Origin of the sequence: Immundisolibacter cernigliae, from assembly GCF_001697225.1 — a bacterium.
GTDB classification, from domain to species: Bacteria; Pseudomonadota; Gammaproteobacteria; order Immundisolibacterales; family Immundisolibacteraceae; genus Immundisolibacter; species Immundisolibacter cernigliae.
The window spans coordinates 2871246-2884713 of record NZ_CP014671.1 but is presented as its reverse complement, the minus strand read 5'-3'; the positions used below and the strand labels follow the sequence as shown (position 1 = coordinate 2884713).

The following is a 13468-nucleotide window of genomic DNA, read 5'->3' as shown; positions in this document are numbered from 1 at the left end:
AACCTTCAGAAAACTCAAGAGGAGACCGACATGCCCGAATTTACCCGTAGCGAAGCCAAACCCTGGGCCAAGGCCCGCGTGCGCGATTTCTACGCCGCGCCCATCACCCCCCTGACCAAGGATTTCGAACTCGACGAAGCCGGCATCCGCGAGAACATCGAGGCCTATATCGACTGGGGCGTCAACGGCCTGGTCGTCGGCGGCTTTGCCAACGAAACCTGGAACATGCGCCCGGAGTGGTGGTATCGCCTGCACGAGATCACCGCCGACGCGGTCAAGGGCCGCACGGACCTGTGGACCATCATCCTTGACCCCTGCGCCGAGGTCTGCGTGGACAAGCTCAGGCACGTCGAGAAGCTCGGCTTCTCGGGCGCCGAGCTGATGAACCCGATGACCCAGCTGCGCGGCGACGACGAGATCTACAACTTCTTCAAGTACGTCACCGACCGCAGCGATCTGGGCATCTGCCTGTACCGCACGCCGGTATCGGGCAAGGTAATGGGCCTCGAACTGCTCAAGCGCCTGGTCGACATCGACACCGTGGTCTGCACCAAACAGGGCAACCTGAACCGCGCCGAATCGCTGCTGCTGCGGCGCGAACTGCGCGACGACTTCATCGTGTCTGACCCGACCGAGCACTTCTACCTCGACGACCTGCGCGAGGGCGGCCAGGTGCTGTTCGCCGAGTTCTCGTATTTGATCTACGGCCGCAAGCGCTCGGTGCTGCGCTCCTACGTGGACAAGGCGCGCGCCGGCGACTGGGAGGGCGCTTATGCGGAGTGGAAGAGCCTGCGCCCGATCTGGCATCTGTACGAGGACGAGTTCATGAACCCGCTGATCCGCACCGCGTCGTACGCGTCGCTGATGTCGGTGATCAAGATCTGGTGCGAGACGCTGGGCCTGAAGGCCGGCCCGATGAAGCCGCCGGTGCAGCACCTGCCGCCAGCCGATCGGGAGCGGCTGGTCGGACGCATCAAGGATCTGGGTCTGGTCTGAAGTCCGCACGGCGCCGGGGCCTCATGCCCCGGCGCCTTCGTCGTTTCTGGGCCGGCTTCGGTTCATCCGCAGGGCGCATGGCTGGAATCCGGTCGGCGTTTCAGTCCCACGCCCTGGCGAATCGGCAATTGGCCATCCGCCAGCGCACTTGCGCCATTCTCCCCCGCGGACCGTGCCAGCCGGCCACATAGCGCGATCTTGACCCGCGGCAAGCCTGCGCCGCGCTGCCCCTGCACTATGCCTGCCGTGCTTCGTCACGACTGCCCACAGGGCGGGTCACCGACAAAAACTCAGCCCGGCAGGAGAATCCCCATGGCGGTCAGCCGCATCGGCTATATCAGCCTTTACGTGACAAACCTGGACGCCGCCCGGCGCCATTACGTCGAGGTGGTCGGCCTGCGCGAGACCGGCCGCGATGCGCATGGCCGTGTTTACCTGCAGGCGGCCGACAACCAGGACCACCACTGCCTGATCCTGACCGAGGCGCTGCACGCCGGCATCGATCACGTAGCCTTCAAGGTGGGCGAGGTGGAAGACCTCGCCGAGGCGCAGGCGGCCGTGCGGGCGCGCGGCATTGCGGTGCGCGGTGTGCCGGCCGGTGACGCGCTGGGAGCCGGCGCGGCAATCGCCTTCACGTTGCCCTCGGGCCAGGAAATGCGCCTGCTGCATCACCTGGACAAGATCGGTTACGCCACCGGCATGCGCAACCCGAACCCGGTGCCGCCGCACGGCAAGCCGGGCGCGCGGGTGACGCACCTGGATCACCTGCTGCTGGCCGGCGAGCGGCCGGCCGACACGGCGCAGTTCCTGATCGAGGTGCTCGATTTCAACCTGTCCGAGCAGGTGGTGGCCCCGGACGGCAGCGTGATCGCGGCGTTTACCACCTGCGGCCACACCATGCACGACCTGGCCATCGCGCCCGGCCCGAACGGCCACCTGCACCACATCGCCTTTGGCCTGGAGAGCCGCAGCGACGTCATCGGCGCCGTGGACATCATGAAGGAGGCCGGTACCACGCTGATGGAATACGGCCCCACCCGGCATGGCGTGTCCGGCGTGACCACCATTTACTTTTTCGACCCGGCCGGCAACCGCAACGAGGTCTACAACGGCGCCTACCAGGCCGGCGGCGTGCCGGGCCTGATCCCGCCCATCGTCTGGCAGGCACAGGAATTCCCGCGCGGCGCCTTCTATTACGAAAGCGTGGTGCCGGAAAGCTTTTTCGCGGAAGTGACCTGAGGCGCGCGCCATGGCCCTGAAACATCAAGGCATCCACCGTCTCGGCTACGTGCGCCTGGCCCTGGCCGACCCGCGTCTGCTGCGCGCCCGCGAGTTCTATTGCGAGCAGTTCGGCCTGCTCGAATCGCGCCGCGGACCGGGACGGCTGTACCTGCGCTGCTGGCACGAGCCGTTCGCCTACTCGCTGGTGCTGGAGGAAAGCGCCGACAACCGGCTGGTCGAGATCGGCTTTCAGGTCCGGGACGATGCTGATCTCACGCGGCTGGCCGGCCTGGTCGAGCAGGCAGGCGTCGCCGTGCAGCGCTGTGCGGCCGGTGCCGAGCTGGAGAGCCTGGGCACCAGCATCGCCTTTGCCATCCCCAGCGGACCGCGGTTGCGCCTGTATGCCGACATGGCGCAGCCGGGCTACGTCACCGGCTACGACTCGCCGGACTGGGTCACGCCACGACCGCTGCGCGGCACGCCGGCGCCGTTTTTCCTGAACCACGTCGGCTTCACGGCGCCCGACCCGCAGGCGGCGGTGTCGTTTTTGCGCGAGGTGCTCGGCTTCGTGGTATCCGAACGCATCGATAGCGCCGACGGCAAGCTCCTGTCCGCGCTGCTGTTTCGGATGTCGAAGGAAGTCGGCGGCCAGGAACTGGCCGTCTTCCCGGGCCCGGCCGGCCGGCTGCACCACATCGCCTTCACCAAGGAAGACCCCAACGACATCCTGCTGGCCGGCATCTACCTGCGCGAAGCCGGCGTGGACATCGACCGCTACGGCCCGACCCGCCAGTCCTACGGCAAGACCTTTTCCCTGCACTGCCGCGATCCGTTCGGCGTGCGCCTGGAGCTGTGCGCCGGCGGCCGCGTCACCGAAGTGCATAGCCAGTTCCAGCCGGTGGTCTGGGACGAGGCCGAGCTCGGCAAGGCCCTGTCCTGGTACGACCGGGATCTGCATCCGGCGTTTCTGGAGCCCTCGCTGGGCTGACCCCCATCAGTTCGGCGTATAGGCAACGCGCACGCTCTCGACGGTCAGCGTCAGCGGCTGGGTAGCCTGCACGGTCAGCGACCAGTCCGCTTGTGCGGCCAGCGCCGGGGCAACTGGGTCGACCTTTAGGTCCAGCACGCCGGGACGTGGCGCCTGGGCGGCGTCGGGATTGGGTATGAGCAGGCTGTCGCCCAGGCGCAGTGTCACCGGCGGCGGGTCGTTGGGGTTGCCGGGGGCCAGCAGGGTCAGGTCTGGCACCACCGCGACATCCTGCCCCGCGTCCTGGCTGCCGTCGCCGAGCCTTAGGCCCGACGTGCCAGGCGCGCCGGCCCACACCCCGCCCCCCTGCCGCACGGTGACGCGCACGCGGCAGGTGCCGCTTTGCAGGTCTGCGGCCGGCCAGCGGGCGTGGAGCGTGCCGGGTGTGGTGCGGTCGGTTTCGATGCTGGCCTGGGCCAGCGGGCGGGGTGCGTCGGCCGGGGCGTGCAGGCTGATGTCGAGCGTGGTGTGCTCGCCGAGCGCATGCCAGCCAATCGCCACGCCGCCGCAGCGCAGCGGGGCGGGCAGGGTCAGCGTCGCGCTGGCGCTGGCGCCTTCCGGCAGATACACGCCGGTGGCGGCCGGTGCAGGCGCGTCCGTGCCGGGTGCGGCGTCCGAATCGGTTGCGTACTGGCCTTGCACGGCCAGGCGGCGCGCGCCCGGCGGTGCGGTCAGCGCCAGGGCCAGGATTTCCCGGGCGGCGCCGTCAAAACGCAGGCTGGCGGGCTGGGCGAGCAGCGGGCGTTCGAGCAGTGCGGTGACGTTGGCCTGCTGCACGCGCACCCGGCACGGGCTGTCGCTGGCCAATTCCAGCGGCAGCACCAGCACGGCGGGGCGCGGTGTGCCGGCTGCGTGGGCTGCTTCGTCCGCCAGTTTCAGCGCGCGTTCCAGGGCCGGCTGCAAGTCCTGCGCGAGGGTGGCGGGGGCGAAATCCAGCGCGCTTTGCTGTGGGCCGGGCTCGATCCACTGCCACAGCGTTTCGCTGCCGTCCGCGCTGCGCAGCGTCAGGCGCGGCGAGCCGGGCATGCCGGCCAGATGCAGCGCGGACAGGCCGTTGACCAGTTCGACGATGCGGTCGGCGTCCTGCATGGCAAGTTCCGATTCATTCAGCATCTGCACGCCCACGGCGGCGGCGGAAAGTGTCCGGTGGGCGGCATGTTTCTGCGCGATGACCTTGTGCTTTTCGGCCATGCGCAGGCCGGGTTTCTCGCTGCACAGGCGCACCTCAAACGCCGTGGCGCTGAACGGTTCCGGCAGCACGGCGCCGGTGTTGCCGGTGGCGGTGGGGTCGGTGCTGACGGCCGCGCCGTCCATCCGGTACAGCTCGAACTTGCCGTACAGCGTGCTTTCCACGCGCGTGACCGGCGCCGGGTAGGCCAGCTCCACATCCACCGTGCCGAAGCTGCCCTGCCAGCGGCGCACCCAGTCGGCATCGCCGCGCGCCACCGCCACCGTGCAGGGCTCAAAACGCAGCGCCAGCGCGGCGCTGTCCAGCGTCACGCGGTCGCAGGCGCCATCCAGCGCAATGCGCAGGTACAGCGTGCGCCGGAACACGGTCACGCCGTCGGTGAGCACCGGCGCGGTGAGGTCGAGCACCTGCCCGGCCTGCACACGCTGGGCGGCGCCGCCGGCCGGGGTGTGGAAGAGCACGCTCACCGGGAGATGCGGCCCACGTCGGTGCGCAGCGTGGTGACGTCGCGCGTCAGCGCGCTGTTCTGCGTATTGAGCGTCGTGACCTGCTGGTTCAGCGTGGTGGTGCGCGTGTCCAGCGCCCCCACTTGCTGAGTCAGGGTGTTGGTGCGCGTGTCCAGCGTCCCCACTTGCTGAGTCAGGGTGGTGGTGCGCGTGTCGAGCACCCCAACCTGCTGGGTCAGCGTGGTGGTGCGCGTGTCCAGGGTCGCCACGCGCTGGTTGAGGGTCGCTGTCTGCGTGTCGAGCGTGGTCACGCGCTGGCCGAGCGTGGCGGTTTGCGTTTCCAGGCGGTTGATGTCGGTTTCGGCGCCGGCGATGCGCGTGTCGATGGCCGCGGCGTCGGTGCGGAATTGGCCGTAGTCGGTCTGGAAGCTGCCGAAATCGACGGTAAAGCCCTGGTAGCGGGTGTTGAAGTCGTCGTACCGGGTGTTGAAGGTGGCAAAGCGCGTGTCGAACTCGGTGGTGCGCGTTTCCACCCGCTGGCGGTCGGCGCTGACCGCGGCGCGGTCGGTCTGCACTTGCGCCGCCTGCTGGGCGACCGTGGCGGCGGTGCGCGACACGTCCTGGGCGCGGGCCACCACTTCAGTGCGCAGGCCGCGCATTTCGTCGGCCAGCGCGCCGCTGATGCCGCCGACCTGTTCGATGCGCGTGCCCAGTTCCGCCTTGGCCTGCGCCACGGCGGCCAGCGTGCCGCGGCTTTCTGGCGTGATCTGCTGGGCGGCATCGGTGAGCTGCGCGAAAAGACCCTGGCGGGTGGGCAGGTCCAGGTTGGCGGTGTCGCGCGCCAGATAGCGCTGCATGGCGGTGTTCACGCGCCGCTGCGCCGCCCACTGCGCGGCAATACCCGGCAGGCCGGCGATGTAGACCTGCGCTTCGGCCACCAGGTCGTTCACCAGACGCTGCCCGGTGGTGCCGCGCCGCGTGGCGCCACTGAATGCCGCATCCAGCGCCGCGCGCCCGGCCACGTACTCGCCCAGCGCGTCCAGCCACGCGCCTACCCAGTTGCGGTGGTGCGCCACCAACACCGCGTGCGCCAGGCTGCCGGCGCCGCCAGCATGGGCAGCGCCGTCGGCGCCGTGCAGATCGGCGCGCAGCACGCTGGTTTCGAGCGCAAAGGCCACCCCGGCACCGCCGAAGTTCAGGCGGTCTACGAACACCGCGCGGTACTGGCGGGCGTAAAGATCGAGCGCCGCGCGCAGCGTGCCCGCGCGCTCGCGGGTGTAGACCTCCGCCAGCGCGGCGAGCGCCGGACCAAGGTCCGCGGCGCTTTCCGCCTGCGGGTCCAGCGTGCCCAGCGCGCCTTCCAGCAGCGCCTGCTGCTCGGCGGTGAGTCCGTCCGGCGGGGTCAGGCGCAGCGTGAGATTGGCGCTGCCGTCCGCGCCGGTGCGCACGGTCACGCCCGCCGCGCGCGTCACCGCGTAGCCGAAGGCGACCTCCAGCGTGCCGGTGCTGGTGCTCACCGTCACGCGCCGGCCGGGCAGCGGCTGGCCGCCTGAGTCGGTGCACACCAGGCGGACATCCAGCGCCTGTCCCAGCCACAGCGGCTGCGGCTTAGCCGTCAGATCCAGGCGCGCGCCCTCGCGCTGCGCCTGCGTGCCATCGGCCAGTGCGGCCAGGCGCGCGAGCTGGGCTTCGAGTTCCGCCTGACGGTCGGTGAAGGTGCCGATCTGCGTGATCCAGCGACGCGGGTCCAGCCCCAGCGCGGCGGCGCAGATTTCGGTGAACCGCTCCGGGCCGATCAGGCGCACCGCGCGCACCTGACGCAGCTCGGTAAAGCGCCCGCCCAGCGCCGCGCGCGCATCCAGCAGGCGCTGCGCCAGGCGCGTGCCGATGTCGAGTTCGCCGGGAATCTCGATGGCCGCGGCCAGTGCCTGCGCTGAACCGGCGGTGTTGAGCAACGTGAGCACCCGCGCCGCCTGCGCGGGGGTCAGATCCTGTGGCTCCAGGTACACCGTGGCCACGGCCCGAGCCCTAGCCGCCCACGCGGGCGCGGATGGACGCGATCTCCGCGCCGATGCGCTCCATGTTGCCGCGCAGGCTGTCTTCGGACAGCGGGTTGATGGCGCGCACGTTGTCGTCGATGCGCGTCAGGCCGGACTGGATGTTCTGGCCCACCCGCTCGGCCGCCTGCATGCGCCCTTCGAGCACGTTCACCGACTCGACCAGCCCCCGCGTCTGGGTCACCTGCGCGGCCACGCCGGTGACCTGCTGGGCCACCCGGCCGGTCTGCTGGCCCTGCTTTAACTGCGCGCCCATGGCCTTGGGCACGTTGCTGCCCGCGCCATACAGTTCGGCCGCCCCCTGGGCCTGGATGCCGGCCAGCAGCTGCATCTTGTAGCCCTGGCGCAGTGGGTCGGTGCCGGGGTTGATGCGCTCCATGGCTTCTTCCACACCGGCCAGCAGTTGCTTTTTGCCGAGCAGGCCGGTGCGGCCGTATTCGCGCTGGAACAGGTCCTCGAAGCCACGCAGCGGGTCGGCCTGTTCGAACAGCGGCGGGATGCGCTCGATCCACGGCCCGACCCGGTCCGGCCGGGGCGTCACGAAATCGAGCCCCCACGGACCCAGCCAGTCGCGGAAGTTCACCTGGATGCTGGCGCTGCCGCGCGCGCCATCGGCGCTGGTGGGGTCCGCGTCCGGCTTGGCAAAGGCCAGCACCGTCGCGCGATGGTCCTGCCAGCGCCCGCCCAGCCCCGGGCGCAGCTCCACCGCCCAGTCGGGCTTGCGCGCGTGGTAGGTGTCGGCAAAGGCGCGCAGCGCCACCGCGTCGTCGCGCTGGTATTGCTGGGAAACGATTTCGTACGCCGCCCGCGCGCGGGTGTCGTCGGGCGTCGCGGCGACCATGAAGGCCTGCCCGACGCTGAAATTCTGGCCGGGCACCTGCATGCCCAGCATGGCGCCGACCTGAAGTTCCTCGTCTTCGTTGAAACCTTCGGTGTGTTCGGTGCGCAGCAGCACCCGCGCGATGCCCTGCGCGTTGACCTGCACGGACAGCGAGTTGTCCGACGCCCCGGCGCGGGTGACGAAACCGGCCTGCGCGCGCAACCGGCCCCAGGCGGCCACGAAATCCACCCACGGAAACGGCGCCGCCAGCGGCTGGCCGGTGAGATTGGTGACGCGCGCGATCAGCTCGCACTGCTCGCCCATGGCGTAGTTCGCCCGCTCGCAGGACATCGTCACCAGGTACTGGCCGAGCAGCGGGGTGACCTGCGTTTCGAGCGCATCGAGCCGGCTGTCGAGCGCCGTGACCTGCGCGCTGACCGCCGCCAGCGAGCCTTCCAGCGCCGTCACCCGGGTCTTGAGGTCGGTGACGTCCGCATCGTGCGCGGTGAGCGTGATGCCGAACTCGCCCAGCGCCGCGATCAGCGTGTTCCAGTCCTGCGGGCGGATCAGGTGGCCGGCGGACTTGGGTGCCAGCGCGGCGATGTCGGTGATGGCGGTGGCAAGACTCATGACGGAATCCTCACGGTGAACTCTCAAACACGGTGTGGCCGTCGACGGCCAGCGCCAGCGGCACGCCGGCGGCGCGCGCGCGCGAGATCAGCTGCCACACCCGCGCGGTCAGGGCATCGGCAATCAGCTCATCCGGCCGCCGGCGCAGCAGGTGCACGCGCACGCCGATGGCCGGCGCGACGGGCCATTCCAGCGCCACGCGGGCCGAGGGCAGATAACTCCACACGGCGGCCTCGTAGCGGCCGTCGCCGAGAAACGGGCTGCCCAGGTTGCGAAAGTGCCCGGGCCAGGGCGCGCTGCGCTGGGGCGGTGGAAACAGCCGGCCCTCGCAGCTCCACCACGGCCGGCCTTCCGGCACGGTCAGCGGCGCGGGTTCCAGTTGCAGATAACGCCACGCCGCGCCGGGCCGGTGTGCCGGCAGGCACGCCAGGCCGCCTTCGACAATGCGCGTCTCGTCTGGCTTGACGCGCACGATCAGGTCCGCCGCCGCCAGCGCGCCGGTGGGGGTGAACGCGGTGCCGTCGTCGGTGCCGGTTTCGGCGTACACGCCGGGCAGTTCCAGCCAGGCGGCGCAGGCATTACTCACCGCGGTGCGCACCGCATCGGCGGCACGCGTAAAGCGGCCGCGACGTACGTCGAAGCGTTCCCACTGCGCGTCGGCGCGGTTCCAGCGGTAATGCGCGCGCGGGCGTTCGGTGATCTCGTCCGGGTACTCCGCGCCGGCCCGGCCGAGCGCCAGCCAAAGGTTCTGGCTGAAATCCATCTGCGCCAGATCGCGCCCGGTGCAGCGCAAAAGCCCGCTCGCGCCGGCCACGAACAGCACGCCCCGATGGTCCACGGAAAGATCCTGCACCGGGCCGGTGCCAAGGTCCGGATACGCATGCAGACGGGTGGAACGCCCGTCCGCCGCCCGCTGGGCGGCGTCGAAACGCTCCCCGGCCACGCCCCAGCGGGCAAGGCCCGCCGTGGTGCCCAGCCACAGCCAGCCGTCCGCCGTGGCGGCCAGCGCGCGCACACCCGGCAGCGGGCTTTGCGCGGTGGCGGCGGCAGCGGTTTCGATCACTTCCCAGTCCGGCTGGTCCTCGCTGACGGCCTCGCTGGCGTAGCGGTACAGCTGCGTGCCCGACACCCGCAGCAGCGCCTCGGCGGTGGCGAGATACCAGCGCCCGCGCTGGTGCAAGGCGGCGTGCAGGCCCACGCCCGGCAGCAGGCGGGTGACCAGGGCATCGGCCGGGTCGAGCAGCGCCAGGCCATCCGCCCCGGCACAGCCGAGCGTGCCGTCCGGCAGCACGTACAGGGCCTGCACGGCTTCCGGCACCGCCGGCACCGGCGCCAGCGCAAAGCCGGCGCCTTCGTCCGGCCACAGCGGGCAGCGGTGCAGCCCGGCGTCGGTGGCCAGATACACCGCCGCGCCGCACACCGCCAGGCCGTGCCAGACGCCGCCGGGTGCGCCGGTGTCCACTGTGGTCGCGGTGTTGCCGTCGTGGCGCAGCAGCGCAAACGCGCCAGCGTTTTCCACCATCGCCCACAGCGTGCCGTCTGGCGCGGTGGCCAGCGCGCGCACGGCACCGGCGGGCAGACCGGGCAGCGCGGCCCACGGACCGTTGCCGGCCGCATCGGCAGTGCCGTCCGGCGCGGCGCTGAGCTGCAATTGCCCGTCCCGCACCAGCGCGCTGCGCCACACCGGCGTCAGACGCACCGACGTACCCGGCGCCAGCGTGCCGCGCACCGCCAGACCCAGCCCGACCGGCGTGCTGCCCGGCGTGTAGCGTTCGATGAGCGGGTCGGTGGTGGCGGTGCTCGCGCCGTCCTGCGCCGGTACGCCCGACAGCACCACCGTGGGCGCGCCGCTGGCGTTCTTGGGGTTCCAGCGCCACAGCGGGGGAATCAGGTCACCGGCCTGCGGCACGGCGATGGTGTCGCGCCGGCGCGCGAGGCCGGCCGGTTCCTCGATCAGGAACGGCCACAGCCGCGCGGCGACCGGCGCGGCCATGTCTTCCGGCAAGGCGGCTTCCACCAGCGCGGCGATGGCGGCGCGCGTGGTCAGGCCCAGACGGTAGGCATCCAGCACGTCGGCGATGCGCTCGCGGTATTCCTCCACGGTCTCGGCAAGGCTCGCCGGCTCGGTCCACGGCGGCAGGTCCAGCAGCGCGGCCAGACGCGCCAGGTCGGTGACGTAGGGATAGGTCAGCAGTTCGCGCTGGTCCTTGGGCGCGCGCACGTTGGCCGGCGGCAGGCCGCGCGCGGCGCGGTCGCGCTGGTAGTGCGTGTCGGTGAGTGCCGCGTCCGCGCTGTCTGCAAAGTGCGCGCGCAACACGTGCTGGGCGTGCGCGCCGGCGTCGTCGAGCTGGGCGCCGACCGCCGCCACCAGACGCGCGATCAGGCTGTCCTCGCCCGCTTCCGGGCGCCACAGCGAGGGCAGCCGGCCGGCGAGTTGCTCGGCGCCGCTCATGGGCCGGCCTTGGGCTTGACCAGCACGTTTACGCTGGCCACGGCCAGGCGTTCACCGGCAGCGAGCGTGAGCGTGGGGGCGGCTTCGGAGTCCTGCACCAGGCTCAGGCCGCTGGCGCGGGTGTAGGCGAATTGCACCGTGTAGGGCGCGTAGTCCGCCGCCGTTGGCAAGGGTCCGGGGCCGGCGTCCACTTCCGCGAGCGTGGCGGCGGGCAGGCCGGGCAGCGGCAAGGCGCGCGCCATGCGCCCGAAGGTGAGCGTGCGCAGCGGCTCGGCGGCCGGCGGTTGGGCGGTGGTGAGCGTGTTGATGTAGGCGGCGGCCTGTTCCAGCGCGGTCTGGATCGTGGCCCGGTCCGGAATGCCGGCGTTGTTGGGGTAACGCACGGTGAGGTGCAGCTGCGTGGGCAGGGCGTTGTCCACCAGCGTGAGCGCGCCCAGCTGCGTGACCATGCCTTCGAGGTTCAGCTTGCCGCCGGCCATGTCCAGCACGTTGGCCCCGCCGGCCGTGGCGGCGACGAATGACAGGTCTTCCGTACCGGCCACCCCCAGCGCCAGCCCGGTGAGCTTGGCCACGCTGCCGGACGATTTCAGCGGCAGGCGCGCGAAGTAGTCCTCGACGCGGCCGCGCACCTCGGCCTGGATGCGCTTGAGGTCCGCCTCGATCAGGCCCGGCGCCGTGACCAGGCGCAGTTCCAGGTCCACCGGCACCGGCGCGGGACCGTAATTCCATTCCACCGCCACGCCGGCCGGGCGCGCCTGATCCACCTCGAACTCCAGGCGCGCCTGCTGCTGCGGCGTGATGGCGGCGTCGTGAATCAGCACCGCGATGCGGCCCGGGCCCGGCTCGCTGACCTCGCCGCGCAGGCCCTGGCGGGCGATGGCGGCGACGATGGCGCCGGGCGTGCCGCGCTCGGCACCGGCCAGAAAGCTGCGCGCGCGCAGCCGCAGTTCGGCGTCGGTCTCGTCCTGGTCCAGGCGGGAACTGGGCGCCGGATTGCTCACGCCCTCGATGCCGGCGATGGGTTTGGCCAGCAGCGTCAGCGCACCGGCCGGCACGCCGTCGTTGTCGGCCACCAGATCGCGCGCCGCCACCCGCCCGGAGGGCTGGCCGTCGGCCAGGATCAGTTCGTCGAGGGTTTCGTACTCGATGGCGCCATCGGCGGTGAGTACGCGCGTGCCGGCCACGATGGCGATTTCGCCGCGCGTGGTGGGCAGGCGGCGGAACTCCAGCGTGGTGCTGTTGCGCCCGGCGACGATGCGCTCGATGCCCAGCAGCGCGACCACGTGATCGAGCGCGCTGCCGGTGGCCGTGGCGATGAAGCCGGCGTCGTACACCGCCTGCATCTGCGCGTACAGGCCGGCGGTTTCCAGCGCCACGGCTTCCAGCAGCGTGCGCACTACGGAACCTGGGTACAGATCATTCACGCGCGGGCTCTGGCCGCGGCGCAGGTAGTTCACCTCGAACACCGAGCCGGGGTCCGGGCGGGCGCTGTCTTTCCATTCCAGCGCCGCGCCGTCGCCAGACAGCGCGTAGTCCGCGCCGCGCGCAAAGGCCTGCGAAACCCCACCGGCGAGACCATACACGGAGGTGATTTCCGCCGCCGGGCCGGCCAGCAGCGCGTAACGCGCCGGGCCGCGCCCGCCGGGCGGCGGGTAGGGATGCGCCTCGCCCGCCACGCCGCCCAGCAGCGTGGTCAGCAATTGCTCGGAGACTTCCGGGTAGGTTTTGCGGCGAAAGCTCATGGCCGTGTCCTTATGGCCTCAAGGGCCGAGATCGAGCGAGAAGGGGCCCACGACCAGCACCTGCGCGGCCCCGGCGGGCAATACCTCCAGGCGCACGTCCACGCTGGAGCGCTGGCCCGGCGTGCGGATGATGTCCAGCGTGCGGATCTTGCCGATGCGCGGCTCGCGGCCCAGCGCATCGAGCAGGTGCAAGCGCAGCAGCGCGCGCGTGGTGGCGGTGTTGCCGGTGCCGATCAGTTCGTGCACGCGCGAGCCGTAGTCCGGATGGCCCAGGGCGGCCAGTTCGCCGCGCGGGGTGAGCACGCGCAGGATGATGGCCTGCGCCAGGTTCTCAAGACCCTCGCGCACCACAAAATCCCACTGCCGGCCGCGTCCACCGGGGCCGGCGTCCAGCTTCTCGGTGGGGCGGTACACCGGGCGCAGCTCGCGGTGGATGGCGTGCAGCGCGAGATCGCGCAGCAGCTGGGCGGTGGGTTTTTCCTGCACCGGCATGGCTCAGCCCGCCATGACCGTGCCGACCGCGACCACCGTGCCGGCCGGCAGGTCGGCCGGATCGTTGCAGGTGAGCGCGGCGTCGCCGTGGCGCGCCAGGGGCTTGCCGTTCACCATCACCGTGGCCGACCCGGCGATGATCGTCGCCTTGTTGGCCGGCGGTTTCTGGAACGGACCGGCCGTTGGCACGTGCGCGGGCGTGTTGGTGGCGGTGGAGCCCATCACGGCCGCCGGCTTGCCCTCGATGTTCACGTCCGTGGACAGGCCACCGTCGAGCATGCCGGTAAACGGACTGGGCAGGGGCGTGGGCACCGGCCCGCCGGGGCTTGGCACCTGCTGGATGTGGATGTCGGTGGCGATCACCCGGTCTCCCTGTTTGGCCGCTGGCATGCCCAT

At 71.2% G+C, this 13468-nt stretch carries 10 protein-coding genes; 3 read left to right on the top strand and 7 right to left on the bottom strand.

Annotated elements, in window-relative coordinates; translation table 11 throughout:
* Nucleotides 1–30 precede the first annotated feature (30 nt).
* The 3 genes from PG2T_RS13615 (at nt 31) to PG2T_RS13605 (ending at nt 3205) form a co-directional block, all read left to right on the top strand.
* On the top strand, nt 31–996 hold the full coding sequence (locus tag PG2T_RS13615; protein ID WP_068806651.1) for a dihydrodipicolinate synthase family protein: 966 nt from the start codon (nt 31–33) through the stop codon (nt 994–996).
* A gap of 312 nt (nt 997–1308) precedes the next feature.
* The gene (locus tag PG2T_RS13610) at nt 1309–2235 is read left to right on the top strand and encodes a VOC family protein (protein WP_068806648.1); all 927 of its coding nucleotides are present in this window, start codon (nt 1309–1311) and stop codon (nt 2233–2235) included.
* A 10-nt stretch (nt 2236–2245) separates the two neighbouring features.
* Entirely contained in the window at nt 2246–3205 is a 960-nt protein-coding gene (locus PG2T_RS13605) for a VOC family protein (protein WP_068806645.1), read from the top strand.
* A gap of 6 nt (nt 3206–3211) precedes the next feature.
* On the opposite strand, the gene PG2T_RS13600 is transcribed toward PG2T_RS13605, so the two are convergent.
* From PG2T_RS13600 to PG2T_RS13570, 7 genes are read right to left on the bottom strand one after another with little or no spacing between them, the layout of a single operon-like run.
* The gene (locus PG2T_RS13600; protein ID WP_068806642.1) at nt 3212–4900 is read right to left on the bottom strand and encodes a hypothetical protein; all 1689 of its coding nucleotides are present in this window, start codon (nt 4898–4900) and stop codon (nt 3212–3214) included.
* Nucleotides 4897–6897, bottom strand: a complete 2001-nt coding sequence (locus PG2T_RS13595) for a ComEA family DNA-binding protein (protein ID WP_068806639.1) — start codon at nt 6895–6897, stop codon at nt 4897–4899. Before PG2T_RS13595 ends, PG2T_RS13600 begins: the two co-directional genes overlap by 4 nt.
* 10 nt (nt 6898–6907) lie before the next feature.
* Nucleotides 6908–8386 carry a hypothetical protein gene (locus PG2T_RS13590; protein ID WP_068806636.1) on the bottom strand — a complete coding sequence of 493 codons (1479 nt, stop codon included), beginning with the start codon at nt 8384–8386 and terminating at the stop codon, nt 6908–6910.
* 10 nt (nt 8387–8396) lie between these two features.
* On the bottom strand, nt 8397–10838 hold the full coding sequence (locus PG2T_RS13585) for a ligand-binding sensor domain-containing protein (protein WP_068806633.1): 2442 nt from the start codon (nt 10836–10838) through the stop codon (nt 8397–8399).
* Entirely contained in the window at nt 10835–12580 is a 1746-nt protein-coding gene (locus tag PG2T_RS13580) for a baseplate J/gp47 family protein (RefSeq protein ID WP_068806630.1), read from the bottom strand. The genes PG2T_RS13585 and PG2T_RS13580 overlap by 4 nt, the downstream gene beginning before the upstream one ends.
* Before the next feature lie 18 nt (nt 12581–12598).
* On the bottom strand, nt 12599–13072 hold the full coding sequence (locus PG2T_RS13575) for a hypothetical protein (protein WP_068806628.1): 474 nt from the start codon (nt 13070–13072) through the stop codon (nt 12599–12601).
* A 3-nt stretch (nt 13073–13075) separates the two neighbouring features.
* On the bottom strand, nt 13076–13468 hold the full coding sequence (locus PG2T_RS13570; protein ID WP_068806625.1) for a PAAR domain-containing protein: 393 nt from the start codon (nt 13466–13468) through the stop codon (nt 13076–13078).

Bases quoted from the DNA above. Each gene is read 5' to 3' on its own strand.
- PG2T_RS13615 (WP_068806651.1), top strand. From the start codon at position 31: ATGCCCGAATTTACCCGTAGCGAAGCCAAACCCTGGGCCAAGGCCCGC.
- PG2T_RS13610 (WP_068806648.1), top strand. From the start codon at position 1,309: ATGGCGGTCAGCCGCATCGGCTATATCAGCCTTTACGTGACAAACCTG.
- PG2T_RS13605 (WP_068806645.1), top strand. From the start codon at position 2,246: ATGGCCCTGAAACATCAAGGCATCCACCGTCTCGGCTACGTGCGCCTG.
- PG2T_RS13590 (WP_068806636.1), bottom strand. From the start codon at position 8,386: ATGAGTCTTGCCACCGCCATCACCGACATCGCCGCGCTGGCACCCAAG.
- PG2T_RS13585 (WP_068806633.1), bottom strand. From the start codon at position 10,838: ATGAGCGGCGCCGAGCAACTCGCCGGCCGGCTGCCCTCGCTGTGGCGC.
- PG2T_RS13580 (WP_068806630.1), bottom strand. From the start codon at position 12,580: ATGAGCTTTCGCCGCAAAACCTACCCGGAAGTCTCCGAGCAATTGCTG.
- PG2T_RS13575 (WP_068806628.1), bottom strand. From the start codon at position 13,072: ATGCCGGTGCAGGAAAAACCCACCGCCCAGCTGCTGCGCGATCTCGCG.
- PG2T_RS13570 (WP_068806625.1), bottom strand. From the start codon at position 13,468: ATGGGCATGCCAGCGGCCAAACAGGGAGACCGGGTGATCGCCACCGAC.